Raw genomic sequence first — 24,621 nt, 5'->3', positions numbered from 1 at the left:
GAGAGGCGACGCCGGGCGAAGGCCTGGCTATCCCCGGCCCGGCGGGCGCTGACCGGTCTTGCGCTGCTGCTGGTTGGTGTAGGCGTCCCAATGACTCCAGCTGCCGGTGCTCAGGCTCTGCTGGTCGGTCGCCAGCGGACGGCGCGTGCGCTTGTCGTGATCCGCGATCGCGCGTTCGGATTGCGCGATCTTGCGCTTGAGTTCCGCGATCGTCTTCTCGGTCTGTCCGTTGCGCTTCGACGAGGCGATCTCGCCCATCGTGAAACGAGCGGTCTCGAGCGCCTTCAGCTCGGTGCGGTTCTTCTTCAACTGAACCCGGTGCCAGGCGATATTGCTGTCGCTGTCCGCAACCATGTGGGAACTCCGCTGATTCGGTCCCACATAGTATCGCGCGCCGAATCGGCGCCGCAACGCCCGCCGGGCGGCCAAAATGCGGCTTTGTTGCGCGGAAATGCCGCGATCAGCGCTCAGCGAACGCCTTTTCGACCACGAACTGGGCCGGCTCGCCGTGGTTGCCCTCGACGAGGCCACGCTCGCTCAGGAGCGTGCGGGTATCGGCGACCAGCGCCGGGCTGCCGCAGATCATCACGCGGTCGTGCGCCGCTTCGAGCGCCGGCAGGCCGATATCGGCAAACAGTTTGCCCGAGGTGATGAGGTCGGTGATGCGGCCGCGGTTGCGGAAGGGATCGCGCGTCACGGTCGGGTAGTAGATGAGCTGGTTGCGGATATAGTCGCCGAGCAGTTCGTCCTTCGGCAGCGTCTCGGTGATCATCTCGCCATAGGCGAGCTCCCTCACGTGACGGCAGCCGTGCAGCAGCACGACCTTCTCGAACCGCTCGTAGGTTTCGGGGTCCTTGATCACGCTCAGGAACGGCGCGAGGCCGGTGCCGGTGCCGATCAGATAGAGGTTCCGGCCCTCCTCGAGATTGTCGATCACCAGCGTGCCGGTGGCCTTGCGGCTGACGATGATCTCGTCGCCTTCCTTCAGATGCTGGAGACGCGAAGTCAGCGGGCCGTCCGGCACCTTGATCGAGAAGAACTCCAGCGTGTCCTCGTAATTGGCACTGGCGACGCTGTAGGCCCGCAGCAGCGGCTTCTCGCCGACCTTGAGTCCGATCATGGTGAATTCGCCGCTCCGGAAGCGGAAGGTCGGGCTGCGGGTGGTCTTGAAGCTGAACAGCGTGTCGGTCCAGTGGTGGACGCTTAAAACGCTTTCCTGATCGAAATTGCTCATCTCACCCTTCCGTGTCGCGTATGGCGGTTCCGAGGCGGTCAGCTATGCGTCGTTTGTACACGATCATTCGTATACTAATGAATAATCCCGCTTGATCCCGGGGTCAAGGCTGCCCAAGATCGCGAGCGTTGCAGTTAGGAATGAGGAGCCCTTCCATGGCGCATGACGCCCCCCAGGCCACCGGACCTTCGAAGCTCGTGATCCGCAATATCGGCCTGATCCTGTCCGGCGCCCTGGAAAAGCCGATCCTGGATGGCGACACCATCGTTGCCGAGAACGGCAAGATCACCGCGATCGGCCGCTTCAAGGACGTCGACACGGAAGGCGCGACCACGATCGTCGATGCCAACGGCACGACGGTGACACCCGGCCTGATCGACAGCCACGTCCATCCCGTGGCGGGCGACTGGACGCCGCGGCAGAACCAGATCAACTGGATCGACAGCTCGCTCCATGGCGGCATCACCACCATGATCTCCGCGGGCGAAGTGCACATGCCCGGCCGCCCCCGCGACGTGGTCGGCCTCAAGGCCATGGCCGTGTTCGCCCAGCGCGCGTTCTGGACACTGCGTCCCGGCGGCGTGAAGGTTCACGCCGGCGCGCCGGTGATCGAATGCGAGATGGTCGAGGAGGACTTCAAGGAGCTTGCCGCCAACGGCGTCAAGCTGCTCGGCGAGGTCGGTCTCGGCGGCGTCAAGGACGGCCCGACGGCGCGGAAGATGGTCGGCTGGGCCCGCAAATACGGCATCCAGAGCACGATCCACACCGGCGGCCCCTCGATCCCCGGCTCCGGCCTGATCGACAAGGACGTGGTGCTGGAGGCCGACACCGACGTGGTCGGGCACATCAATGGCGGCCACACCGCCCTGCCCGACGATCAGATCCGATGCATCTGCGAGGGCTGCAAGCGCGGGCTCGAGATCGTCCACAACGGCAATGAGCGCTCGGCGCTCTACACTCTGCGCATCGCGCGCGAGATGGGGGATCTGCACCGCGTGATCCTGGGCACCGACGGGCCGGCCGGCTCCGGCGTGCAGCCGCTCGGCATCCTGCGCATGGTCTCGATGCTGTCCTCGCTCGGCGAGCTGCCGGCCGAGATCGCGTTCTGCCTCGCCACCGGCAACACCGCGCGGATGCGCCAGCTCGATTGCGGCCTGATCGAGGTCGGCCGCGCCGCCGATTTCGTCATCATGGACAAGGCGCAGCATTCGCCCGGCAAGAACATCCTGGAGAGCGTGCAGCTCGGCGATCTCCCCGGCATCGGCATGACCATCATCGACGGCATCGTGCGCACCCAGCGCAGCCGCAACACGCCGCCCGCGGGCAAGGTGCCGGAGGTCGTGGCCAAGTAACGAACTTTGCCGTCATTCCGGGTTCACGCGCGATGCGCGTGCCCCGGAACGGCAGGATTGCTTCACCTCAGCTTGTTCAGCAGCACCATCAGCATCTCGCGCTCTTTGGCATCGAGCGGCGCGAGGGTTTCGCGGGTGATCGCGAGTGCGTTCGAGGCCAGCTTTTCCGCAAGCTGCTGACCGACGCGCGTCAGGCTGACCAGCAGCCGGCGGCCGTCTTCCGGATCTGAGCTCGTCTCCGTCAACCCGCGTGCGGTCAGCCGGTCGATCACGCCCTTGATGGTGGCCACGTCCATCGCCGTCAGCCGTCCGAGCTGGTTCTGCGAGCACGGACCGGTCTCGGCGAGCTTCGACAGCGCCGCCCATTGCGTCGGCGTGAGATTGGTGCCGATGTCGCGGGCAAAGATCGCGCTGTGGCGCTGCGAGACCAGGCGCAGGATGAAACCGACCTGCTCGTCGAGCACGTAGGACGGTTTCGCCAGCTTGACGCTCTTCTTCGTCGCGACGCTTCTCGCCATCCGTTCCCCGCCCTTCACAACGACAGATGCGCGTCACGGATATCCGGGCGCGCGTCGAGTTCGGCCATCGTGCCGCCGAAACAGATGCGGCCCCGTTCGATGATGTAGGCGCGATCGGAGATCAGCCGCGCGAAGTGCAAATTCTGCTCGGAGACCACGATGCTGACGCCCTCTTTCTTCATGGTCAGGATGGCGTCGACCATCTGCTCTACGATCTTGGGCGATAGCCCCTCCGACGGCTCGTCGAGCAGCACCAGCGACGGATTGCCCATCAGCGTACGGGCGATCGTCAGCATCTGCTGCTCGCCGCCGCTCATGCGGCCGCCCGGGCGGCCTCGCATCTCGCCCAGATTCGGGAACAGCGTGAACAGCTTCTCGCGCGTCCAGTACGGCGCGTTGGGCCGCTTCGGCTGACGGCCGACTTCGAGATTCTCCTCGACCGTCAGGTCCGTGAAGATGCGCCGCTCCTCCGGCACATAGCCGAGCCCTTCGCGCACGATCTCATGGGTCGGCCGCACCGAGACGTCCTTGCCCTCGAACATGATCCGGCCGGAGCGTTGCGCGACGAGACCGACGATCGAGCGGAACGTGGTCGACTTGCCGGCGCCGTTCCGCCCGAGCAGCGCGACGACCTCGCCCTCCCCGACCTCGAACCCGATGTCGAACAGGATATGCGCCGGGCCGTAATGGCTGTTGAGCCCCTCGACCGTGAGCTTCATGCCGAGGCTCCCTCGCGATGACGGGCATCGTAGACGAGGCCTTCGCCGAGATAGACCGCCTGCACCTGCGGGTTGCCACGCACCTCCGCCGGCGATCCCTCGGCGATCAGCGTGCCGCGGTTGAGCACGATGATGCGGTCGGCATGCTCGAACACCACGTCCATGTCGTGCTCTGTGAAGAGCACGCCGATCGACTTCTCCCGCGCGATGCTTGCCGTCAGCCGCATCAGGTCGACGCGTTCGCGCGGCGCCATGCCCGCCGTCGGCTCGTCCATCAGCAGCAGCCTGGGCTGGTTGGCGAGAGCAACCGCGAGTTCGAGACGCTTGAGGTCGCCATAGGCGAGCTCGCCGCAGGGCCGGTCGGCATAGCCGTTCATGCCGACCAGTTCGAGCAGACGGCCGGCCTCGCCGCGGTCGAAATTCGGCGCCGAGCCCCAGAGATTGAACAGCTTCTTCGCGTGCGAGATCAGCGCAACCTGCACATTCTCGCGGACGGTCATGGTCGCGAACGTCGCGGTGATCTGGAAGGTGCGCCCGACGCCGAGCCGCCAGATCTCGCGCGGCTTCTTGCCGGTGATCTCCTCGCCGAGCAGGCGAACTTGGCCGGAGTCCGGCCGGTTCTGGCCGTTGAGCATGTCGAAGCAGGTGCTTTTGCCGGCCCCGTTCGGGCCGATCAGCGCGAGGATCTCGCCGGCGCGCAACGAGAACGAGACGCCGCGCACGGCGTGAATGCCGCCATAGGATTTGGTCAGGCCTTCGACGGCGAGAAGTGGGGGTGCGACGCTCATTCGGCGGACTCGATCGGCTTGACGAGCAAGGTCGATCCCGGCGGCGATGTCTTCCGGCGCCGCTGAGCCAGAATCTCCAGCATGCCGACGATGCCCTTGGGAAACACGACGACGATCAGAACGATGAAGCCGCCCAGCACGAGCTTCGACAGATCGGTCTGGCTGACCAGCCAGATGTTGAGCGCCTTGTAGACGATGGCGCCGATCACCCCGCCCGACACCGTTTCGACGCCGCCGAGCAGCACCATGACCAGCGCATCGACCGAGAGTGAGATGCCGAGATTGTCGGGAAAGACGCTGCCCTTGAGATAGGCGAACAGCGCGCCGCCGATGCCGGCCGTCGTGCCCGCGATCACGAACGCCGTCCACTGGATACGCTTGGCGTTGATGCCGACCGCCTCGCTGCGCAGCACGGAGTCGCGCGTAGCCCGGAGCGAATAGCCGAACGGCGAGAACACCGCGACACGCAGCGCGATCGTGACGAGCGCCGCGACGCCGAGCGCGAGCCAGTAGAAATGCGCCGGGCTCGCCGCCCAACTCGCGGGCCAAACGCCGAGGATGCCGTTGTCGCCACCGGTCACGCTCACCCACTGGAACGCGATCGACCACACGATCTGGGCGAAAGCGAGCGTCAGCATCGCGAAATAGACGCCGGAGAGCTGTACGGCGAAGAAGCCGAACACCGCGGCGCCCATGCAACCGAGCAGCGGTCCGAGCAGGAGGCACACGATCATCGGCAGCCCCGCCATCTTGGCGAGGAACGCGACACCATAGGCGCCGAGGCCGAAATAGGCGGCGTGCCCGAACGAGGCGAGCCCGCCGACCGACATCAGGAAATGCAGGCTGACCGCGAAGATCACGAAGATCGCGATCTCGGAACCGACGGTCAGGGCGTAATTGCCGGCGACCAGCGGCAGCATCGCTGCGGCGACGAGCGCTGCGAGCGCGAGCAGCCGCTCGTTCGAGGTCAGCGGACGCCACGGGTTGACGGTGAGGCCGGGTGTCTTGCGCGCGGCGGCTTCCGGCTTGCCGAACAGGCCCCAGGGTCGCACGATCAGCACCGCCGCCATCACCAGGAAGACGAGGATGATGGAGATCTTCGGGAAGATCAGGATGCCGAAGGCGTTGAGTTCGGACACGAGAACGGCGGCGACGAAGGCGCCGACGATGCTGCCGAGGCCACCGATCACAACCACGACGAAGACCTCGACGATGATGCGCAGATCCATGGCGTGATGCACGGCATCGCGCGGAATCTGGAGCGCGCCGCCGAGTGCGGCGAGGAACACGCCGACCGCAAACACGGAAGTGAACAGCCATTTCTGGTTGACGCCGAGCGCCGCGACCATGTCGCGATCCTGCGTCGCCGCGCGCACCAGCACGCCCCAGCGCGTGCGCTGGAACAGCAGCCAGAGGACGCCGAGCACCACCGGCCCCAGCACGATCAGGAACAGGTCGTAGCTCGGGATGTTCTGCCCGAAGAAATCCACCGCGCCCTTGAAGCCCGGCGCGCGGCGGCCGACGAGATCATCGGGCCCCCAGATCAGCACCACGAGATCCTCGACCATCAGGGTCAGGCCGAACGTGCCGAGCAGCTGGAACAGTTCGGGCGCGTGGTAGATCCGCCGCAGCAGCACCATCTCCACGATGACGCCGATCACCGCCACCGCGAGCGCGGCCATGACCACCCCACCCCAGAAGCCGAACGCGCCCGAGAAACGCTCGGTCAGCGTGAAGGCGATATAGGCGCCGATCATGTAGAACGCGCCGTGCGCGAAATTCACGATCCGCGTCACGCCGAAAATGATCGACAGACCCGAGGCCACCAGAAACAGCGAGGCTGCACTGGCGAGACCGGTCAGAAACTGTACGATGTAAAAGGCCATCGGCGGTCCGGGTTGGAAGTGCATGCCAGAGCATGTCGGTCTTGGTTCACCTCTCCCCGCGTGCGGGGAGAGGTCGAATTGCGAAGCAATTCCGGTGAGGGGGAGTCTCCGCGAACTCGGTGGACACCTCCACCGCGGATCCCCTTCACCTCACCGCTCTCCCCGCACGCGAGGAGAGAGAGGACAGAAATCAGTCCTTCGGACGCAGCTTCTCGACTTCGGCGTCGCTCGGCAGATAGTCCGAGCCCTTCTTGTAGACGGAGTCCACCATCACACCCTTGCCGTCCTTCTGCGCGGTCTTGCCGAGATAGGCTCCGAGCGTCGACTGGTGGTCGATCTTGCGGAAGGTGATCTCGCCGAACGGTGACGGCATCGAGATGCCTTCGGCCGCCGCGATCATCTTGTCGGTGTCGGTCGAGCCGGCCTTGGCGATGATCGCCGCTGCCGCCTTGATGGTCTGGTAGCCGACGATCGAGCCGAGACGCGGATAGTCGTTGTACTTGGCCTGGTAGGCCTTCAGGAACGCGTCATGCTCAGGCGTCTTGATCGAGTACCAGGGATAGCCGGTGACGATCCAGCCTTCCGGCGTTTCGTCCTTGAGCGGATCGAGATATTCGGGCTCGCCGGTCAGGAAGGACACGACCTCGCGTCCCTTGAACAGGCCTCGGGTGTTGCCTTCGCGCACGAGCTTCACGAGGTCGGGACCGAAGGTGACGTTGAGGATCGCCTCGGGATTCGCCGCGGCGACGGCCTGCACGACCGGACCCGCGTCGATCTTACCCTGCGGCGGCCACTGCTCGTCGACCCACTGGATGTCGGGGCGCTTTTCCGACATCAGCTTCTTGAACACCGACACCGCCGACTGGCCGTATTCGTAGTTCGGCGCGATCGTCGCCCAGCGCTTGGCCGGCAGCTTCGCGGCGGCTTCCACCAGCATCGCGGCCTGCATGTAGTTCGAGGGCCGCAGGCGGAAGGTGTATTTGTTGCCCTTCGACCAGGTCACGGCGTCGGTCAGCGGCTCGGCCGCGAGGAAGAACACCTTCTTCTGGTTGGCGAAGTCGCTGACGGCGAGGCCGATATTCGACAGGAATGTGCCCGTCAGCATCGCGACGCCCTCGCTCGAGACGAGCTCGTTGGCCGCGGTCTGCGCATCCGCCGGCTTGCCGCCATCGTCCTTGGAGATGACGACGAGCTTCTTGCCGTTGATACCGCCCGCCGCGTTGATTTCTTCGACCGCCAGCTGCCAGCCCTTGCGATAGGGCTCGGTGAAGGACGGCAGCAGCGAATAGCTGTTGATCTCGCCGATCTTGATGTCCTGCGCCAGCGCCGAATGGCCGAGGCCGCCGGCCAGAAGCGCGAAGGCCGCGCCGACAACGTAGTTTCTTGCTCGCATCCCAACCTCCAGTTTTGAACCCTGTTTCCGCACGATCCGACCGGAGAAGCCGTCCCCGTGTCTCCGGATCATGCCCTACTTCAAGCCGTCTTCACCCTTGATCTCCGCGACCGTCAGCCCGCCGACGCGCGGCAGCGGACGGCCGCTGTCGGTGACGGCGACCGCGACCATGATCTCGTTGGCACGCGGTGCGTCGTTGATCTGTACCTCCATGCCGTCGAAATGACTGCGCACAAAGGCCGCGTCCTTATGCCCCAGCGGAATGTCGAGCGTCGTGCCGGGCCCGCTGCGCTTCTTGGATGAGGGAATCAGGGCCGCGCCCTTGCCCAGCACCTTGCGCACCGGCGCACCCATCTTCGGGTGGAGGATCGCGGCGGCATGCTCCAGCTCGCCGTTCTCGCCGACCGCCGCCGCCTTGCCGTAGCTGTGCGCCTTGGAGCCCTCGATGCCGAGCGCGGCCACCGCGCGCCTGGACAGGAGGTCGCCGAGCTCCTCGCCGATCGCGATCAGGGGCGAGAGATCCTCGACGTATTTCCCGGCGAAAGGATTTTCGATCACGGCGATGGCGGCCGCGCGCCGCGTCGGCGGCGACACCTGGCGGCCCATCTCCATCTGCGTCTCTTCGACGACGGTGACGATCTTGCGGATGATCGCGCTCATGGCTGCTTCCTCGACTCGTTTCCCTGCTCAGGCATGAACCGCGTTCTCCGGCAAAAGCGGGCGCGATCGTTGCCGTTCAATATCCTTCGTTCCGATGACGATCATATCACCACAAAGCTGCAACACGGCACCCTCGATCAATCCGCGATCGAATAATTGCCGTGCACATTCCGCGCCAGATTCGAGCGCCGCAGCAGTCTCGTACCGCGACAAGGCAACGACATCGCGGGTCACGAGGCGTGCGCCGAGATCGCTGTCCGGCTGCAGTTCGTTGGCAGGCTGCCGGATGATGGCGGGATGCGCGGGCAGATCGACGGCATTGGCGATGACGGTCGCCGCCGCATCGGCTTGCGCGGCCGTCGCCGCGAGCACCGTCACCGCGTCGGCGATGCCGAGCGAAAAACTGCGGCCATGACGGCCGCTGGTCGCGACGCCCCGAACCGGATCATCGGCCGCGATCCTTATCGTGCGCATCACGCCGTCGCTGTCCGGCCGGTCCATCAGGCCGACCGCGAAATGCTCGCCCTCGCCGAGATGAAGCGCGATGTCCCCGCCATTGTTGACATAGGCGCGCTCGAGCATCGCCGCGCCAAGCATCGCGCCCAGGATCTCCTCCGCCACGCTGCCCGCCACCGCCGCCATCGGCGTGATGAAGCAATCGGCGGCATAAGGCGCGACCGCGGCGTGCATGCGCCGGGCGACAACACCCGTGAGCGGGGTTCGCCCCGGTTCGGCCGCCATCCGCAGGTCAGGCAATTCCGCGCAGAGTTCGTCGAGCAACCCGGTAAACCGCCGCGCCGCCGCCTCGTAGGCCGCACGCACCTCGCCTGCCGGCCCCCTCGCCTCGACGATCAGATCGATCGGTCCATCCTGCAAATGCAGCCGCCGGCCATCAGACAGCAACGCGATTTGCGGTGACCTCGTCATGCGCGGCGCACCGGGATCGGATTGTGCCAGGGTAACTGCCGGACATCGTCACCGCCCTTCACCTCGGAGAGCGGCTTGACATAGTCCATGTGGCCGCCGAGCGCGGCATAGTCGGACAGCTTCATCGTGAATTCGATCGGCGCGACCAGCGCCGGCGTCGGGACATAGCCGAACGCACCGGCCGGCATCTGCGTCACGTCGACCATGTAGGTGATGCCGCCGCCCGGCCAGACATAGACCGGCGCCCCGCCGCTGGTGACACGCGTCAGCGCGTCCTTCACCGAACGCGTCAGCCGCACCGGATTGTCGGTGACGCCCGCACGTAAGGAGCCGCCGGCCCCCGCCATGAACAGCACCGTGCACAGCGCCGGTTCACAATTCTCCTGGATGCGATCGACCGAGAATTTGAGATCGTCGGGCATCTCCGTCTCGACCGGCTTCAGGGCCTCGTCGAGCACATAATAGGACGAATGCTCGCCGGTCGTGGACACCATCAGCATCGTCAGCCCGGCTTTTGCTTCCTTGGCGTCGAAGGGGCCGAGGATCGACAGCGGATCGGAGATGTTCGTGCCGCCCCAGCCCGTTCCGGGGTCGGCGACCTGGAAATAGCGGCCGGGCGTCGAGCGGCGGCCCTTCATCTTGATGCCGGTGTCGACGATGTCGAGCAGCTTGCCGGCCTGATGCTCGCTGAGCACGCCGGTGATGTGATCGTCGACGACGACGACCTCGTCGACCTTGCCATGCCATTGCTTGGCGAACATGCCGATCGTCGCCGAGCCACAGCCGACCCGCATGCGCTCTTCCTTGACGCCGTTCACGATCGGCGCCTGGCCGGCCTGCACCACCACGCTGGCGCCGCCGTCGATGGTAAGTTCAACCGCCTTGCAGTTGGCGAGATCCATCAGCGTGTCGCAGGTGACACGCCCTTCCTTCTTGGAGCCGCCGGTCAGATGATGCACGCCTCCGAGCGACAGCATCTGCGAGCCGTATTCGCTTGTCGTGACGTGGCCGACCGCTTCACCCTGCGCGCGCACGGTCGCGGTCTCGGGTCCAAGATAGCGGTCGGTGTCGATCTTCACCTTGATGCCGCAATAGGAGAAGATGCCCTCCGTGACGACAGTGACCATGTCGACGCCGTCGACTTCGGAGGACACGATGAACGGCGCCGGCTTGTAATCCGGATAGGTCGTGCCCGCGCCGATCGCGGTGACGAACGTCGCGGGCTCATGCACGAGCTTGCCGTCCCAATCCTCGGTGCGGCTGAACGGCACGAGCTTGCCGCCTTGCGACACCGTGCGTTCGAGGATGATGTGAGGATCGACGCGAACGAGTTTGCCGTCGTGATTGGCATAGCGGTCGCAGGCGCCTGCCGCGCCCGGCTTGATGTAGCACATCACCGGACAGGCATCGCAGCGGATCTTGTCGGAGACGGCGCTCGTCGTTTCAGTCACCATGTCAAAGCCAGCGGATCACGACGGTTATCATTCGTATACGAACGATGGTGCGCGCGCTCCGGATAGCTGTCAAGCGGCGGTGCAGCGCAAAAGATGCTGCTGCCGCATAAAACCGCATTTGCCTACACGTTCTGTCCACAAAGAAGGCAACCACATTGCAGTGCGGCATGCGCCGCTTGCACGTTTGTGTACAAACGGTATCGTCGCGACGTAGATTTTGCGTGTAACTGGATTTCACGAGCGCTTCGCGCGGGCCTGGAAACGAGAATGACGCAGACACCGATCCGTCTCAGCGTGAACGGCAGGATCCACGAGATCACTGCAGAACGCCGGACGCCGCTGCTTTACGTGCTGCGCAACGATCTCGCACTCAACGGCCCGAAATATGGTTGCGGCCTCGGCGAGTGCGGCACCTGCACCGTACTGATCGACGGCGCGCCGGCGCGCTCCTGCGTCGTTCCGGTCGGCGGCTGCGCCGGCCGCGACGTCGTGACGCTCGAAGGGCTCGGCACCCGCGACAAGCCCGATGTCGTGCAGCAGGCCTTCATCGACGAGCAGGCAGCGCAATGCGGCTATTGTCTCAACGGCATGATCATGACGACCAAGGCGCTGCTCGCGATCAATCCGCGCCCCACCGAGCAGGAGGCGCTTGCTGCGCTGCGCTACAATCTCTGCCGCTGCGGCACGCATGTCGAAATCCTCCGTGCCGTGATGCGCGCATCGGGCCAGCTTGCCGGGGCCGGTGATTGATGGCCTCGCCTGTCTCGAACGGATCCGAGCGGCAAACGGGATCGCTCGTCGTCGTCCGCACGCTCGATACGGGCGCGTCCGAAACCTTCGTCCGGATCACCGCGGAGGGATCGGTCACGGCCTATAACGGCCATGTCGATCTCGGCACCGGCATCCGCACCTCGCTCGGCCAGATCGTCGCCGAGGAGCTCGACGTGTCCTTTGCGCGCGTCGTCGTCGTGCTCGGCGACACCGCAATCGTGCCCAACCAGGGCCCGACCATCGCCAGCGAAACCATCCAGATCACCGCAATCCCCCTGCGCAAGGCCGCCGCGCAGGCGCGCCATTTCCTGGTCGCACGCGCCGCCGAGCGGCTCGAACTGCCGCCCGCGGATCTCAGGATCGAGGACGGCCTCGTGCGCGGGCACGACAATCGCAGCGTCAGCTATGGCGAGTTGATCGGCGGCGACACGATCCGCCTCGAACTCGCCGACGACGTCGCCGTCAAGCCGGTCGGCGATTACGCCATCGTCGGCCAGTCGATGCCGCGCGTCGACCTGCCGGCCAAGGCCACCGGCGAATTGACCTTCGTGCACGACATCCGCCTGCCCGGCATGCTGCACGGCCGCGTCGTGCGTCCGCCCTATGCCGGCATCGACGCCGGCCCGTTCGTCGGCACCAGTCTGCTCGCCGTGGACGAATCCTCGGTGAGCGACGTTCCAGGCCTGGTCGCCGTCGTGCGTCTCGGCGATTTCGTCGGCGTCGTCGCCGAGCGCGAGGAGAATGCGATCCGCGCCGCGGCGCAGCTCAGCTTGAGCTGGAAGCCGACACCGGCATTGACCGATCTCGCCGACGTCGAGACCGCACTGCGCGCCAATCCATCGACACCACGGACCCTGATCGACAAGGGCGACGTCGACGCGGCGATCGCCGGTGCGGCCAAGCCGATGCAGCGCACCTACGTGTGGCCGTATCAGATGCACGCATCGATCGGCCCGTCCTGTGCCGTCGCCGACTACCGGGACGGCAACATCCGCGTCTGGTCGGGCACCCAGAACCCGCACGTCTTGCGCGGTGATCTCGCGCTCCTCATCGAGCGGCCGGACAGCGAGATCGAACTCATCAGGCTCGAAGCAGCCGGTTGTTATGGCCGCAACTGCGCCGACGACGTCACCGCCGATGCGCTGCTGCTGTCGCGCGCCGTCGGCCGGCCCGTGCGCGTGCAACTGACCCGCGAGCAGGAGCACGCCTGGGAGCCGAAGGGTGCCGCCCAGCTCATCGACGTCAATGGCGGGCTCGGTGTCGACGGCAACATCGCCGGCTACGATCTCGCCACGCGCTATCCCTCGAACGCCGCGCCGACACTGGCGCTGCTGCTGACGGGGCGGATCTCGCCGGAGCCCGCCGTGCTCCAGATGGGTGACCGCACTGCGATCCCTCCCTACGACTACGATAACATGCGCGTCGTCGCCCACGACATGCCGCCGATCGTGCGCGCATCCTGGTTTCGCGGCGTCTCGGCACTGCCGAACACCTTCGCCCATGAATCCTACATCGACGAAGCCGCGACCGAAGCCGGAATCGATCCGATCGAATATCGCCTGCGCTATCTCAAGGACCAGCGCGCCGTCGATCTCGTCAATGCGGTTGCCGAGCGCGCGGGCTGGACACCACGGCCGGTCCGCGAGGAGAAGGACGGCGAGATCGTGCACGGGCGCGGCTTTGCCTATGCGCTCTATGTCCACAGCAAGTTTCCGGGCTACGGCGCGGCATGGTCCGCCTGGGTCGCCGACGTCGCGGTGAACAAGACCACCGGCGATGTCAGCGTGACGCGCGTGGTCGCCGGGCAGGATTCCGGATTGATGATCAATCCGGATGGCGTGCGCCACCAGATCCACGGCAACGTCATCCAGTCCACGAGCCGCGCGCTGATGGAGGAAGTCTCCTTCGAGCGCGGCGCCGTGGCGGCGCGCGAATGGGGCGCCTATCCGATCATCCCCTTCCCCGATCTTCCGAAGATCGATGTCCTGCTGCTGCCGCGGCCGGACCAGCCGCCGCTCGGCGTCGGCGAGTCGGCGTCGGTGCCGAGCGCGGCCGCGATCGCGAACGCGATCTTCGATGCCACTGGCGTGCGCTTCCGCGAGCCGCCGTTCACACCGGAACGCATCCTCCGGGGATTGCATGGCGAGGCGGTGGCCGCACCGCGGGCCCTCGCCGCGCCCACCGCTCCGCAGCCCTCGCGTGTCTGGCGGGCACCTTTCACGAAGCGCGCGGGCATTTTCGCCGCGATCGCCGCCGTCTGCACCGCCGCGGTCGGCATCGGCGCAGCGCTGCTGCCGGGGCGTGCGATCGCGCCGATCGCGCGGCCGGATGCATCGGTCTATTCGGCGGCGACCATCGCGCGCGGACAGCAACTCGCCGCGCTCGGCAATTGCGCGGAGTGCCACACCACAATCGGCGGCATCGCCAACGCCGGCGGCCGCGCGCTGGAGACGCCATTCGGCACCATTTACAGCACCAACATCACGCCTGACCTCGAGACCGGCATCGGCGCATGGTCCTATCCCGCCTTCGAGCGCGCGATGCGCGAGGGACTGCATCGCGACGGACGGCAGCTCTATCCGGCCTTCCCCTACACGCACTTCGCGAAAACGAGCGAGGCCGATCTCCAGGCGCTCTACGCCTATCTGATCGCGCAGCCCGCGATACACGCGACCACGCCGTCCAATGCGCTCGCCTTCCCCTTCAATTTGCGCCCGCTGCTTGCCGGATGGAATGCGCTGTTCCACGGGACGCCCGAGTTCAAGCCCGATCCCGCGAAGTCCGCGCAATGGAATCGCGGCGCCTACCTCGTCGAAGGTCTCGGGCATTGTGGCGCATGCCATTCGCCGCGCAATGCCCTCGGTGCCGAACGGCGCGACGCCTATCTCGCCGGCGGTTTCGCCGAAGGCTGGGAAGCACCGCCGCTGACCTCGCTCTCGCACGCGCCGATCCCGTGGAGCGAGAACGAGCTCTACGACTATTTGCGCACCGGTCATTCGCGCCATCACGGGGTCGCCGCCGGCCCGATGGCCCCGATCGTCAGGGATCTCGCGGCGCTGCCCGATCAGGACATTCGCGCGATGGCGGTCTATCTGGGCTCGTTCAACGACACCGCGACCGATGTCCCGGCACGCGATGCGCTCGCCGCCGGATTGGAGAACACGACGAAGGTCACCGTTGCCGCATCAACCGGCGCGCGGCTCTATCAGGGCGCCTGCGCCGTCTGTCACGAGGTCGGCGGCCTGCCGCTGTTCGGCAGTCGCCCGTCGCTGTCGCTCAACAGCAATCTGCACAGCGACAGGCCCGACAATCTCGTGCAGGTGATCCTGCACGGCATCGCGGATCCCGCATCGAGCGATCTCGGCTACATGCCCGCCTTCAAGGACAGCATGAGCGAGGCGCAGGTCGAGGAACTCGTCACCTTCCTGCGCGGTCAGTTCGCACCCGGCAAGCCGGCATGGACCGGCGTGCGCGAGACGATCGCACGCGTGCGCGCATCCGCGAACTAGCCGTGCTTCTTGGCCTCCACCGGCGGCGTGCCGTGGGTGTGGAACGACTCGATCGTCTTGAGCCCCCAGGCCTGGCCCTTCTTGCGCTCCTCCTCGGTCCACACGATCGGCTTCCAGTCGGGCGCGAGGATGAGGCGCGCACCCGCATTGGCGACCTCGACGCGGTTGCCGCCGGGCTCGTACACGTAGAGGAAGAAGGTCTGCTGGATCGCGTGCTTGTGCGGGCCGGTTTCGATGTGCACGCCGTTTTCGAGGAAGATGTCGGCGGCGCGCAGAATTTCCTCGCGGCTGTCGAGCGCGTAGGTGACGTGGTGGAAGCGGCCGCGCGTACCGGAATGGTCGAGCGAATAGGCGAAGTCGTAGCTCTTGTTCGACATGGTCAGCCACATCGCCGCTTCCCGGCCATCGTTGAGCACGATCTGCTCGGTGAGGCGCAAGCCGAGATAGTTCTCGAAGAACTCGCGGTTGGCCTTGATGTCGACCGCGAGGCAGTTGAGATGGTCGAGGCGGCGGACGTTGACCCCGCGCGCGGGAAAGCGCTGCGCCTGGTTCTTCAGCGCGGGCTTCAGCTCGGGCGGAGCCTGATACCATTCGGTCTCGTAATAAAGCTCGACGATGTGACCGTCGGGATCGTGGCAGCGGAACGTCGGCCCCTGCCCCATGTCGCCGTCGATCCAGCCGATGTCGAAGCCGGAGCCCTTCAGCGCCGCGACGCGGCGCTCCAGCGCCTGCTGGCTGCGCGCGCGCAGCGCCATGTGGCCCATGCCCGAGGTCTTGGCCGCCGTGAGCTTGAGCGAATACCGCTCGTAATCGTCCCAACCGCGCAGATAGACCGACTCGCCCTTCTGTCCGCTGACGGTCATCCCCATGACGTCGACGAAGAACTTCAGGCTCTCGTCGGGCTTGGGCGTGAGCAGTTCCATGTGGCCGAGATGGGCGAGATCGAAGATCGGTTCGGGCTGCATGGTTTTCTCCAAGGCGTGGCGGCGATCCGCTTCACCGGACCGCGCAATCGGGCGCGCGCCGCGACGGCGATGCGCGCACCCGGGCAGCCCTGACGGCCGCCGGTTCATTTGTACTAATGTACAAATGATCAAGTCTCGTCAACAAATCAAGCTTCGCGGTTCCAGGCGGTGATTCTCCGCCGCGCAGGCCCGCATCGGTCCTCGACTGCCCGGATGGTAAAATCTTCCTTAAGAGTGCCATCGGGCCGATCCGCCCGGGAAAGCAGCGGTTTTCAGCCGGTTCCGTCCGCAGATATGCATTGGGAACAAGGCTCTCGATCGAACTCTGATGGATTTAACAAAGCGCCTGCGCTCGCCGTTTAACCGTTTGTGCAGTCACGGACCGCATAGTCGAGCTCAAGCCACTCGCTCTCGTCAGGTTTATTCGTTGTGACATCTTTTGGACGCGTCATTTCGGTGCGCGGATCGCTCGCCCGGGTCGGACTCCTGGCTGAAAGCCAGATGCCGATCGCGGAAGTTCGGGCCACCGTGGGCCGCTTCGTCAGCATTCGCTGCGCAAGCTCGATCATCGTTGCGATGATCACCGAGGTTTCCTGCGAAAACCTGCCGAGCGCCGACACCTACATCGCGATCGCATCGGTCGACCTGCTCGGCGAGATCCTCAACGCCAGCGACAAGCCGAAATTCCAGCGCGGCGTCACCAATTATCCGACCATCGGAGATCCGGTCGACCTGATCACGAGCCAGGAGCTGCGCACGATCTACGCGCCGACCGGGTCGGACCAGATCAATGTCGGCTTCCTGCAGCAGGATCGCTCGGTCGTCGCCTATGTCGACGTCGAGGAGATGCTGTCCAAGCACTTCGCCGTGCTGGGATCGACCGGCGTCGGCAAATCCACCGGTGTGTCGCTGCTGCTCAACGAGATCCTGAAGGCGCGCCCGAACCTGCGCATCTTCCTGCTCGACGTGCACAACGAATACGGCCGCTGCTTCGGCGACCGCGCGCTGGTGCTCAATCCGCGAAACCTGAAGCTGCCGTTCTGGCTGTTCAACTTCGAGGAAATCGTCGACGTGCTGTTCGGCGGCCGCCCGGGCGTGCCCGAAGAGCTCGACATCCTCGCCGAAGTCATCCCGATCGCCAAGGGCGTCTACACCCAGTACCAGAACGCCGACCGCATCGGCCTCAAGCGCATCGATCCCAAGCAGGTCGGCTTCACCGTCGACACGCCCGTGCCGTATCGCCTGGTCGACCTGATCTCGCTGATCGACGAGCGCATGGGCAAGCTCGAGAACCGCTCCTCGCGCATCGTCTATCACAAGCTGATCTCGCGCATCGAGGCCGTGCGCAACGACCCGCGCTACGCCTTCATGTTCGACAACGCCAATGTCGGCGGCGACACCATGGCCGAGGTCATCAGCCATCTGTTCCGCCTGCCGGCCAACGGCAAGCCGATGACGGTGATGCAGCTTGCCGGATTCCCGGCCGAAGTCATCGATTCCGTCGTCTCGGTGCTGTGCCGCATGGCCTTCGATTTCGGCCTGTGGAGCGACGGCGTCTCGCCGCTGCTGTTCGTCTGCGAGGAAGCGCACCGCTATGCCTCGGCCGACCGCAATGTCGGCTTCGGACCGACCCGCAAGGCGGTCTCGCGCATCGCCAAGGAGGGACGCAAATACGGCGTCTATCTCGGCCTCATCACCCAGCGTCCGGCCGAGCTCGACGCCACCATCATCTCCCAGTGCAACACGCTGTTCACGATGCGTCTTGCCAACGACCGCGACCAGGCGCTGCTGCGCGCCGCGGTGTCGGATGCCGCCGCGAACCTGCTGTCCTTCGTGCCGTCGCTCGGCACCCGCGAAGTGCTGGCGTTCGGCGAAGGCGTCGCGCTGCCGACCCGGCTGCGCTTCAAGGAGGTGCCGCCGCACCAATTGCCGCGCGGCGAGGCCACCATCAGCAGCGTTCCGTCCGTCACCTCCGGTCACGACATGCATTTCGTCAGCGCGGTGCTCGAGCGCTGGCGCGGTGCGACCTCGCAGCGCGATGTCCCGAACGATCCGCTTTTCGCGGCTCCGCCCGCCAAGACGGTGTCCAGCGCCGAAGCTCCGATGCTGCAGCCGTCGATGGGCCTCGATCCCGATCGCTTCTCGCTGCTGAAGAAGCCGCTGCGGTAAGAGGCGCGCGCGCTCCCTTCATGCCCCGCAAAAGCCGGGGCATCCAGGACTTCGCGCCCTCCCGATACAATCATTTCGGCCTTAGACGAGTGGATCGCCCGATTGCAATCGGGCGATGACAGCGCGCGCGGAGCACGTTGAGGCGGCAACCCGTATCGATTATGGTTGCCGCCCCCAAGCCGGAATCCATGCTCATGACAAAACCAGCCGCGCAACGCTTCCCCGCCCCAGCCATCGACTCGCTGCCCGACGACATCCGCACGCGGCTTCTCGCGGTGCAGGAGAAAAGCGGCTTCGTGCCCAACGTCTTCCTGACGCTGGCATACCGCTCGGACGAGTTCCGCGCGTTCTTCGCCTATCACGACGCGCTGATGGACAAGGACGGAGGGCTCACCAAGGCCGAGCGCGAGATGATCGTGGTGGCGACCTCGGCGGCCAACCAGTGCCAGTATTGCGTGATCGCGCACGGCGCGATCCTGCGCATCCGCGCCAAGAATCCGCTGATCGCGGACCAGATCGCGGTGAACTACCGCAAGGCGGACATCACGCCGCGCCAGAAGGCGATGCTCGATTTCGCGATGAAGGTCTCGGCGGACGCGCAGCGCGTCTCGGAGGAGGATTTCGCCGCGCTCCAGCCGCACGGCTTCAGCGACGACGACATCTGGGACATCGCCGCAATCTCCGCCTTCTTCGCGCTGTCGAACCGCCTCGCCAATGTCACCGGCATGCGCCCGAACGAGGAATTCTACCTGATGGGACGCCTGCCGAAGCAATAAGTCAGCCGCGCAATGACCGAGCTCGATTGGCCCGAGATCCTGCTGCGCCTCGGCATCGCCACGCTCGCAGGCGGTGCGATCGGATTGAACCGCGACCTGCACGGCAAGCCGATCGGGCTGAAGACGCTCGGCATCGTCGGCCTGTCGACCGCGACCGTGGTGCTCCTCGCCGTGCAATTCGCCGAGCCCGGCAAGGTCACCGACGCCACCAGCCGCGTCATCCAGGGCATCCTGACCAGGATCGGCTTTCTCGGCGCCGGCGTCATCGTGCACGAGAGCACGCGATTTCGGGTGCGCGGCCTGACCAGCGCCGCCTGCACATTCCTCGCCGCCTGTCTCGGCATCGTCTGCGGCGCCGGACAGTGGAAGATCGTATCGGTCGCGCTGGCGCTTGCCTTTGTGCTGCTCATCGTCGGCCGCCGCGTCGAGCGCAGACTCCACCACCTGTTTGGCGGCAAGGAGGCCGCGCAAAAGGCGGAGCGGGAGGAGAACTAGGATATCCGTTTCAGAACCGGCGGCGGATCGTGTTCGCAAGGCGGCCTGCGCGATCCGATGGCTCAGCTCCCCCTGCCAAAGCGGAGCTGCCGACTAGGCCTCCTCGACCTCGAGCGTGATCGAGACTTTCAGGAACGGGGAGCCTTCCTCGCGGACGTTGACGACGATGCGATGAGCGCTGCCGGCGATGAATGCGTCGCGCGCGATGGAGGCGCCGGTCAGCACCGCCTCCTTGCGGGCGTCGTCTTCATCGACGAAATCCCGTCCGTCATCGTCTGGAATGAGACGGCCGTTCTCGTGGATGTCGAAATGAAATCGCGGCATCGGGCGCCTCAAAGGGTTGGCGACTGATGCAGATAACGGCCGTCGAAATCGGCAAGTTCCAAAAATTTCCGTTCGTCCAGCACGGTGACGCGGCCGCGGTGCAGGTCGACGATGCCGTCCTGGCGCAACAGCTTGATCACGCGGTTGGCGTGCACGGCGGTGATCCCCAGGGCTTCGCCGATCTGTTCCTGCGTCAACGGCATCTCGAAGCTGTTGCCGTCCACGGCCCCGATCACCCTCAACCTCTCGCGCAATTCGATCATGACGTGGGCGAGGCGCGACGGTGCCGGGCGCTGGCCGACATTGACGATCCATTCCCGGAACATGGCCGAGTCGATCAGGGTGTCCCGCCAGAACATCTCGGCGACGGCCGGCCTGCGGCGATGCAATTTCTGCAGGGTCTCGTGACTGATGAATCCGAGCGTCGACGGTGTCAGCGTCGTCAGGTCATGGTCCATCACGTGCAGGAACAGACTCATCAGGTCGGGGATCTCGCCGGGAATGTGGATCGAGAGGATCTGCCGCCTGCCGCTCGCGATCGTCTTGGAGCGCGCGCAGAAGCCTTCGGCGATCAGACAGCACTCCGTCGCCCGCGCGCCATCGCGCACCACCGGCGTTTCGGCCCGGTACTGCCGGACCGCGATCGGCAGGGCTTCGATCTCTCTGACATCCTCATCCGAGATACCTGAGGAGACGCGCAGGCGCCTGACGAGCGCCGCGCGGATCGCATCGGTGGGCACTTCTGGCTAGCTCCGGTCGTGTGCAGTGCAGCCCATACTGGACCTCATCGCGCCAATCCCTGGCGCCGTGGCGCCGTCGGATGAAAAACCCGCGATCGGCGCGCTCGGTTCCAACAAAAGTTAAGGACGCCCCCCGCATCCGCATGGTTGAGTCCTGGCTGGAAAGGCAACGCCATGCCCAAGAAGCGTAACCGCACGCGACCGGCCCTGTCGCTTCAGGATCGTTTGACGAAATTCACCGAGGAGGCCCGCGCCGCGGCCAGGAAGCTGCCGGTCGGCGCCGAGCGCCACGATCTCCTGCAAAAGGCACGCGACGGCGAGGCCGCCCTGGAGATGGAACGCTGGCTGTCTTCGCCGGGCCTGCAAGAGCCGAAATGACGGGAGCGCGGCGAATGCGCGGGTCGCGCGGCGCGGCGGCCTAATCGTCGTCGGCGGGCCCGCACCAGCCGGGCAGATAGATCGCATCCTTGCTCTTGGCCGCGGCCATGGCCTTCTCCAGCGCCTTGTCGAAATTCGCGTCCACCGCCTTGCGCGTCAGCTTGCGGCGCAGATAGTCGGCCCAGAGGAATTCGGAGAACGGCGTGGTGTCCTTGGCGAAACCACCCATGCGGCGGAGTTCTCCCGCGAGGCTGCGGAAGGGATCGTCCTTGAGGTCGACCACCGATTTCGGCAGATCGCGGAACGGACGGCGCTCGCCCTTGGAATCGTAGGGGTAGACCCAGCGCTTGTTGTCCATCACGCCCCAGAACGCATCGCGCTCGACCATCCTGAGATCGCCGACCACCGTTACGAGCACCTCCTTGATGCCCTCGTCGTGAAGCGCACGGCCAAGATGATGATGGTCGATCACGTAGTAGCGCTGGTCCGGTCCGTACACGACGGGGATCATGTGCGAACCGAGCAGGTCGGATTGCTTCTTCTTGCCGTGCTCACGCCAGCGCTTCCGCTTCTCCTTGACCTCGCGCATGCCGACCGTCATCTGGGTCGGACGGAGCGACAGGATCGGGACCGGATGTACTCTGGGTTCGCGCATGTTGGTCATGGTCGAATTGCCCCTCGCTTGGTTGCAACTGGCTGTTCAGGCTACCCCGACTATGCCACGGCCCCTGCGGCAACGAAATCCGTCCGGCCCGCACGACGAGATCACAAGCCGATGTTGGCGGGATGAGGATGTGCCTCAGGGCCGTTGCTGCAACGCACCCCCCTGCCTTCCTGACACCGGGATGACGGCCGGCTTCTTCATCATTCGCAGTGCTCCGGCAGCAGCGCGCAAAGCGCGTAACGCATGCACAAATCGAGAAGATTTTCTGCAACGCGTTCACCGCCTATGCTATCTAAAATCGCTGCTTCGGAGTGATCCCCGCGCCATGAAGACCCAGCGTCCCATACCGTCGGACGACGAGCACCGGGTGCTTCAGTTCAGGCCGCGCCCCATGCCTTCGTCATCGGTCCGGCGAGGCAACGGAACGGTTCAACCGCTGCATGCCGCGCCCGAGCCGCTCGACCTGTCGCGCTACGAGCAGCCGCGCGAGGAGCCGGACGATTTCCGCCACCGCATGCTCGCCAATGTCGCCGCGCTCGCATTCACCATCGCGCTGACCGCGATCGGAATCTGGCTTGCGGTCAGTATCGCCGACCTGCGCCGGACCCAGGATTGCGTCCTGATGGGCCGGCGCGACTGCGTCAAGATCACGACGCCGCATATCTAGGCACGGGCTCGCCGTCCGGTCCCCGGCGGGAAGCCCTGCGGCCGGCATCCCCAGGCTGCCCCCAGGCCCTGCCCGGCTCCATTGAACTCGGAGCGGCGCTCCGATATACGGGCTTTCGACCCGGCCAGAGGGGGGTCGAGGGCGTCACTCGGGGCGCGACGCCCACCCACCGCGCCACTCTGGCGAATCTGACAAATATCCGCAATATATCAAAGGCTTAGTGATGTCCTCCACATTCGATCAGGTCGCCACGATCATCGCTGAAACCTGCGACATCCCGCGCGACACGATCACGCCGGATAGCCATGCCATCGATGACCTCGGCATCGACAGCCTCGATTTCCTGGACATCGCGTTCGCGATCGACAAGCAGTTCGGCATCAAGCTGCCGCTGGAAAAGTGGACCCAGGAGGTCAACGACGGCAAGGCGACCACCGAGCAGTATTTCGTGCTGAAGAACCTGTGCGCCCGCATCGACGAACTGGTTGCGGCCAAGGGCGCTGGCGCCTAGTCGCGCGATCATGCAACTCGAATACTTCCACATGATCGATCGCATCGTCGACCTCAACGTCGACGAGAAGCGGATCGTCGTCGAGGCGCAGGTCCCGAAGGAAAGCACCGTCTTCGAGGGGCACTTCCCGGGCTATCCCCTGATGCCCGGCGTGCTGCTGATCGAATCGATGGCGCAGGCTTCGGGCTGGCTCCAGCTCGGCGTGCTGAAGTTCGAGCGCATGCCGATCCTCGCCGCCGTGAAGGAGGCCAAGGTCCGCGGCTCGGTCTTCCCGGGCGATCTCATGAGCATCGAGGCAACCCTCGCCCATGACGGCTCGGGCTACGCCATCACCGAGGCCAAGATCAGGGTCGGCGGCAAGCTGCGCGCGAACTCGACGCTCACCTTCACGCAGATTCCCTTCCCCAATGCGGATATACGCGGCTACATGGACGCATTCGCCAAGCGTATCGGCTTTCCGCAACAGGCCGTCTCGCCATGACTGACACTCCCGCTTCGAAGCCCGTCCAGACGGAAGTCTGGATCACCGGCATTGGCCTCGCCACATCGCTCGGCGAAGGGCTGGACGCCAACTGGACCGCGCTCCAGGAGAAGCGCATCAATGTCGACGAGAAGGGTTTTGCGCCCTTCATCGTGCATCCCCTGATGCCGGTCAGCTTCGACAGCCAGATCCCGAAGAAGGGCGACCAGCGCCAGATGGAAGCCTGGCAGCGCATCGGCACCTATGCCGCCGGACTGGCGCTCGATTCCGCGGGCATCAAGGGCAACAAGGACATTCTCTCCCGGATCGACATGGTGGTCGCCGCCGGCGGCGGCGAGCGCGATCTCAACGTCGACACCGGCGTGCTGACGGCCGAGGCCAAGGGCGCCAATGCGCCCGGCTTCCTCAACGAGCGGCTGATGAGCGATCTGCGCCCGACTCTGTTCCTGGCGCAGCTCTCCAACCTCCTCGCCGGCAACATCGCCATCGTGCACGGTCTCGGCGGCACCTCGCGCACCTTCATGGGCGAAGAGGTCGCGGGCGCCGATGCGGCCCGCATCGCGCTGGCGCGGATCGCCTCGGGCGAGAGCGACATCGCGCTGGTCGGCGGCTCGCACAATGGCGAGCGCAAGGACCTGATGGTCCTCTACGAATTCGGCGACTTCAATCTCAAGGACAAGTTCGCGCCGGTGTGGGCGCGCAAGGATCACGCCGGCTTCGCGCTCGGCTCGGCCGGCGCCTTCCTGGTGCTGGAGTCCCGGGCTCATGCCGAGGCGCGCGGCGCAAAGCCCTTCGCAAGGTTGTCGAGCGTGGTTGCCGACCTCGCCAAGCGCAAGCAGCCCGGCGACATGGCCGCGACGCTGGAGAAGCTGTGGGCGAAACTGCCCAAGCGCGAGGGCAAGGGTGCCTTCATCACCGGTGCGACCGGCGCGGAGCCCGCCACCAGCGAGGAGCGCGGCTTCCTGAAGGGCCACGCCGACTTCCCGGTGCGTTCGACCGGCACGATGTTCGGCCACACCATGGAGACGCAGTTCCCGCTCGGAATCGCGCTCGCGGCGCTGTCGATCTCGCGCGGCGAGTTGTTCCCGCCGAATGATTCGACGGGGACCGAGATTGAAATGCAGGGTGCACCCACCCAGATTGTGGTGGTGGGGGCCGGACACTGGCGCGGCGAAGGCATGGCGCTGGTGGAAGCGGTTCGCTGAAGCGCCGCGCGCTTCGCCGGATCTTGCTCTAGCTC

Annotated in this window: 25 protein-coding genes; 11 read left to right on the top strand and 14 right to left on the bottom strand. The window is 65.6% G+C overall.

What is annotated here, in order from left to right:
- Window positions 1–27 precede the first annotated feature (27 nt).
- Window positions 28–354 carry a hypothetical protein gene (locus tag QM712_RS12565; RefSeq protein WP_415023417.1) on the bottom strand — a complete coding sequence of 109 codons (327 nt, stop codon included), beginning with the start codon at window positions 352–354 and terminating at the stop codon, window positions 28–30.
- Window positions 355–460: 106 nt separating this feature from the next.
- Window positions 461–1,234 (bottom strand): ferredoxin--NADP reductase, encoded by a 774-nt coding sequence (locus QM712_RS12560; RefSeq protein ID WP_415023416.1) that lies wholly within the window; start codon window positions 1,232–1,234, stop codon window positions 461–463.
- A gap of 155 nt (window positions 1,235–1,389) precedes the next feature.
- Between QM712_RS12560 and QM712_RS12555 the strand changes: the two genes are divergently transcribed.
- Entirely contained in the window at window positions 1,390–2,586 is a 1,197-nt protein-coding gene (locus QM712_RS12555) for an amidohydrolase family protein (protein WP_415023415.1), read from the top strand.
- Between the two features lie 62 nt (window positions 2,587–2,648).
- Here QM712_RS12555 and QM712_RS12550 read toward each other — a convergent pair whose 3' ends face one another.
- The 8 genes from QM712_RS12550 to QM712_RS12515 form a co-directional block, all read right to left on the bottom strand.
- On the bottom strand, window positions 2,649–3,104 hold the full coding sequence (locus tag QM712_RS12550) for a MarR family winged helix-turn-helix transcriptional regulator (RefSeq protein ID WP_415023414.1): 456 nt from the start codon (window positions 3,102–3,104) through the stop codon (window positions 2,649–2,651).
- 14 nt (window positions 3,105–3,118) lie between these two features.
- Entirely contained in the window at window positions 3,119–3,823 is a 705-nt protein-coding gene (locus QM712_RS12545; RefSeq protein WP_415023413.1) for an ABC transporter ATP-binding protein, read from the bottom strand.
- Complete coding sequence (locus QM712_RS12540; protein ID WP_415023412.1) at window positions 3,820–4,611, bottom strand: ABC transporter ATP-binding protein; 792 nt, start codon at window positions 4,609–4,611, stop codon at window positions 3,820–3,822. Before QM712_RS12540 ends, QM712_RS12545 begins: the two co-directional genes overlap by 4 nt.
- Window positions 4,608–6,497 carry an ABC transporter permease gene (locus tag QM712_RS12535; RefSeq protein WP_415023411.1) on the bottom strand — a complete coding sequence of 630 codons (1,890 nt, stop codon included), beginning with the start codon at window positions 6,495–6,497 and terminating at the stop codon, window positions 4,608–4,610. The genes QM712_RS12540 and QM712_RS12535 overlap by 4 nt, the downstream gene beginning before the upstream one ends.
- A gap of 190 nt (window positions 6,498–6,687) precedes the next feature.
- The gene (locus QM712_RS12530) at window positions 6,688–7,890 is read right to left on the bottom strand and encodes an ABC transporter substrate-binding protein (RefSeq protein ID WP_415023410.1); all 1,203 of its coding nucleotides are present in this window, start codon (window positions 7,888–7,890) and stop codon (window positions 6,688–6,690) included.
- 75 nt (window positions 7,891–7,965) lie between these two features.
- On the bottom strand, window positions 7,966–8,550 hold the full coding sequence (locus QM712_RS12525) for an amino acid synthesis family protein (protein ID WP_415023409.1): 585 nt from the start codon (window positions 8,548–8,550) through the stop codon (window positions 7,966–7,968).
- 27 nt (window positions 8,551–8,577) lie between these two features.
- Window positions 8,578–9,477: a UPF0280 family protein gene (locus tag QM712_RS12520; protein WP_415023408.1), complete on the bottom strand. Its 900-nt coding sequence runs from the start codon at window positions 9,475–9,477 to the stop codon at window positions 8,578–8,580.
- Window positions 9,474–10,931 (bottom strand): 6-hydroxynicotinate reductase, encoded by a 1,458-nt coding sequence (locus QM712_RS12515; protein ID WP_415023407.1) that lies wholly within the window; start codon window positions 10,929–10,931, stop codon window positions 9,474–9,476. The genes QM712_RS12520 and QM712_RS12515 overlap by 4 nt, the downstream gene beginning before the upstream one ends.
- A gap of 267 nt (window positions 10,932–11,198) precedes the next feature.
- Between QM712_RS12515 and QM712_RS12510 the strand changes: the two genes are divergently transcribed.
- A complete protein-coding gene (locus QM712_RS12510) occupies window positions 11,199–11,681 on the top strand; it encodes a (2Fe-2S)-binding protein (RefSeq protein WP_415023406.1) in 483 nt (160 codons plus the stop codon).
- A complete protein-coding gene (locus tag QM712_RS12505) occupies window positions 11,681–15,211 on the top strand; it encodes a molybdopterin cofactor-binding domain-containing protein (protein ID WP_415023405.1) in 3,531 nt (1,176 codons plus the stop codon). The genes QM712_RS12510 and QM712_RS12505 overlap by 1 nt, the downstream gene beginning before the upstream one ends.
- Here the strand turns inward: QM712_RS12505 and QM712_RS12500 are convergent.
- A complete protein-coding gene (locus QM712_RS12500; RefSeq protein WP_415023404.1) occupies window positions 15,208–16,176 on the bottom strand; it encodes a catechol 2,3-dioxygenase in 969 nt (322 codons plus the stop codon). The genes QM712_RS12505 and QM712_RS12500 overlap by 4 nt on opposite strands.
- Window positions 16,177–16,605: 429 nt before the next feature.
- On the opposite strand from QM712_RS12500, the gene QM712_RS12495 reads away from it, so the two are divergent.
- From QM712_RS12495 to QM712_RS12485, 3 genes are all read left to right on the top strand, one after another.
- On the top strand, window positions 16,606–18,345 hold the full coding sequence (locus QM712_RS12495; RefSeq protein WP_415023403.1) for an ATP-binding protein: 1,740 nt from the start codon (window positions 16,606–16,608) through the stop codon (window positions 18,343–18,345).
- A 194-nt stretch (window positions 18,346–18,539) separates the two neighbouring features.
- Window positions 18,540–19,121 (top strand): peroxidase-related enzyme, encoded by a 582-nt coding sequence (locus QM712_RS12490; RefSeq protein WP_415023402.1) that lies wholly within the window; start codon window positions 18,540–18,542, stop codon window positions 19,119–19,121.
- A gap of 12 nt (window positions 19,122–19,133) precedes the next feature.
- Window positions 19,134–19,616, top strand: coding sequence for an MgtC/SapB family protein (locus QM712_RS12485; protein ID WP_415023401.1), 483 nt, complete (start codon window positions 19,134–19,136; stop codon window positions 19,614–19,616).
- A gap of 93 nt (window positions 19,617–19,709) precedes the next feature.
- Here QM712_RS12485 and QM712_RS12480 read toward each other — a convergent pair whose 3' ends face one another.
- Window positions 19,710–19,940 carry a DUF6894 family protein gene (locus tag QM712_RS12480; RefSeq protein WP_415023400.1) on the bottom strand — a complete coding sequence of 77 codons (231 nt, stop codon included), beginning with the start codon at window positions 19,938–19,940 and terminating at the stop codon, window positions 19,710–19,712.
- Window positions 19,941–19,948: 8 nt separating this feature from the next.
- Window positions 19,949–20,680, bottom strand: a complete 732-nt coding sequence (locus QM712_RS12475; RefSeq protein WP_415023399.1) for a Crp/Fnr family transcriptional regulator — start codon at window positions 20,678–20,680, stop codon at window positions 19,949–19,951.
- Between the two features lie 174 nt (window positions 20,681–20,854).
- Between QM712_RS12475 and QM712_RS12470 the strand changes: the two genes are divergently transcribed.
- Window positions 20,855–21,058, top strand: coding sequence for a hypothetical protein (locus tag QM712_RS12470; protein WP_415023398.1), 204 nt, complete (start codon window positions 20,855–20,857; stop codon window positions 21,056–21,058).
- Between the two features lie 40 nt (window positions 21,059–21,098).
- On the opposite strand, the gene QM712_RS12465 is transcribed toward QM712_RS12470, so the two are convergent.
- On the bottom strand, window positions 21,099–21,722 hold the full coding sequence (locus QM712_RS12465) for a ParB-like protein (protein ID WP_415023397.1): 624 nt from the start codon (window positions 21,720–21,722) through the stop codon (window positions 21,099–21,101).
- Between the two features lie 325 nt (window positions 21,723–22,047).
- Between QM712_RS12465 and QM712_RS12460 the strand changes: the two genes are divergently transcribed.
- The 4 genes from QM712_RS12460 to QM712_RS12445 all read left to right on the top strand — a co-directional run bounded on the left by QM712_RS12460 (window position 22,048) and on the right by QM712_RS12445 (window position 24,586).
- The gene (locus tag QM712_RS12460; protein WP_415023396.1) at window positions 22,048–22,389 is read left to right on the top strand and encodes a hypothetical protein; all 342 of its coding nucleotides are present in this window, start codon (window positions 22,048–22,050) and stop codon (window positions 22,387–22,389) included.
- Between the two features lie 223 nt (window positions 22,390–22,612).
- Window positions 22,613–22,900, top strand: coding sequence for an acyl carrier protein (locus QM712_RS12455; RefSeq protein WP_094974763.1), 288 nt, complete (start codon window positions 22,613–22,615; stop codon window positions 22,898–22,900).
- A 10-nt stretch (window positions 22,901–22,910) separates the two neighbouring features.
- Window positions 22,911–23,381: a 3-hydroxyacyl-ACP dehydratase FabZ family protein gene (locus tag QM712_RS12450; RefSeq protein WP_415023395.1), complete on the top strand. Its 471-nt coding sequence runs from the start codon at window positions 22,911–22,913 to the stop codon at window positions 23,379–23,381.
- Window positions 23,378–24,586, top strand: coding sequence for a beta-ketoacyl-ACP synthase (locus tag QM712_RS12445; protein ID WP_415023394.1), 1,209 nt, complete (start codon window positions 23,378–23,380; stop codon window positions 24,584–24,586). The genes QM712_RS12450 and QM712_RS12445 overlap by 4 nt, the downstream gene beginning before the upstream one ends.
- The last annotated feature ends 35 nt before the right edge of the window (window positions 24,587–24,621 follow it).

Source organism: Bradyrhizobium sp. (assembly GCF_047605465.1).
GTDB lineage: Bacteria > Pseudomonadota > Alphaproteobacteria > Rhizobiales > Xanthobacteraceae > Bradyrhizobium.
Note: the sequence above shows the minus strand (reverse complement) of the source record. Positions and strands in the feature narration are given on the sequence as shown.

Bases quoted from the DNA above. Each gene is read 5' to 3' on its own strand.
- QM712_RS12565 (WP_415023417.1), bottom strand. From the start codon at position 354: ATGGTTGCGGACAGCGACAGCAATATCGCCTGGCACCGGGTTCAGTTG.
- QM712_RS12560 (WP_415023416.1), bottom strand. From the start codon at position 1,234: ATGAGCAATTTCGATCAGGAAAGCGTTTTAAGCGTCCACCACTGGACC.
- QM712_RS12555 (WP_415023415.1), top strand. From the start codon at position 1,390: ATGGCGCATGACGCCCCCCAGGCCACCGGACCTTCGAAGCTCGTGATC.
- QM712_RS12550 (WP_415023414.1), bottom strand. From the start codon at position 3,104: ATGGCGAGAAGCGTCGCGACGAAGAAGAGCGTCAAGCTGGCGAAACCG.
- QM712_RS12545 (WP_415023413.1), bottom strand. From the start codon at position 3,823: ATGAAGCTCACGGTCGAGGGGCTCAACAGCCATTACGGCCCGGCGCAT.
- QM712_RS12540 (WP_415023412.1), bottom strand. From the start codon at position 4,611: ATGAGCGTCGCACCCCCACTTCTCGCCGTCGAAGGCCTGACCAAATCC.
- QM712_RS12535 (WP_415023411.1), bottom strand. From the start codon at position 6,497: ATGGCCTTTTACATCGTACAGTTTCTGACCGGTCTCGCCAGTGCAGCC.
- QM712_RS12530 (WP_415023410.1), bottom strand. From the start codon at position 7,890: ATGCGAGCAAGAAACTACGTTGTCGGCGCGGCCTTCGCGCTTCTGGCC.
- QM712_RS12525 (WP_415023409.1), bottom strand. From the start codon at position 8,550: ATGAGCGCGATCATCCGCAAGATCGTCACCGTCGTCGAAGAGACGCAG.
- QM712_RS12520 (WP_415023408.1), bottom strand. From the start codon at position 9,477: ATGACGAGGTCACCGCAAATCGCGTTGCTGTCTGATGGCCGGCGGCTG.
- QM712_RS12515 (WP_415023407.1), bottom strand. From the start codon at position 10,931: ATGGTGACTGAAACGACGAGCGCCGTCTCCGACAAGATCCGCTGCGAT.
- QM712_RS12510 (WP_415023406.1), top strand. From the start codon at position 11,199: ATGACGCAGACACCGATCCGTCTCAGCGTGAACGGCAGGATCCACGAG.
- QM712_RS12505 (WP_415023405.1), top strand. From the start codon at position 11,681: ATGGCCTCGCCTGTCTCGAACGGATCCGAGCGGCAAACGGGATCGCTC.
- QM712_RS12500 (WP_415023404.1), bottom strand. From the start codon at position 16,176: ATGCAGCCCGAACCGATCTTCGATCTCGCCCATCTCGGCCACATGGAA.
- QM712_RS12490 (WP_415023402.1), top strand. From the start codon at position 18,540: ATGACAAAACCAGCCGCGCAACGCTTCCCCGCCCCAGCCATCGACTCG.
- QM712_RS12485 (WP_415023401.1), top strand. From the start codon at position 19,134: ATGACCGAGCTCGATTGGCCCGAGATCCTGCTGCGCCTCGGCATCGCC.
- QM712_RS12480 (WP_415023400.1), bottom strand. From the start codon at position 19,940: ATGCCGCGATTTCATTTCGACATCCACGAGAACGGCCGTCTCATTCCA.
- QM712_RS12470 (WP_415023398.1), top strand. From the start codon at position 20,855: ATGCCCAAGAAGCGTAACCGCACGCGACCGGCCCTGTCGCTTCAGGAT.
- QM712_RS12465 (WP_415023397.1), bottom strand. From the start codon at position 21,722: ATGACCAACATGCGCGAACCCAGAGTACATCCGGTCCCGATCCTGTCG.
- QM712_RS12460 (WP_415023396.1), top strand. From the start codon at position 22,048: ATGAAGACCCAGCGTCCCATACCGTCGGACGACGAGCACCGGGTGCTT.
- QM712_RS12455 (WP_094974763.1), top strand. From the start codon at position 22,613: ATGTCCTCCACATTCGATCAGGTCGCCACGATCATCGCTGAAACCTGC.
- QM712_RS12450 (WP_415023395.1), top strand. From the start codon at position 22,911: ATGCAACTCGAATACTTCCACATGATCGATCGCATCGTCGACCTCAAC.
- QM712_RS12445 (WP_415023394.1), top strand. From the start codon at position 23,378: ATGACTGACACTCCCGCTTCGAAGCCCGTCCAGACGGAAGTCTGGATC.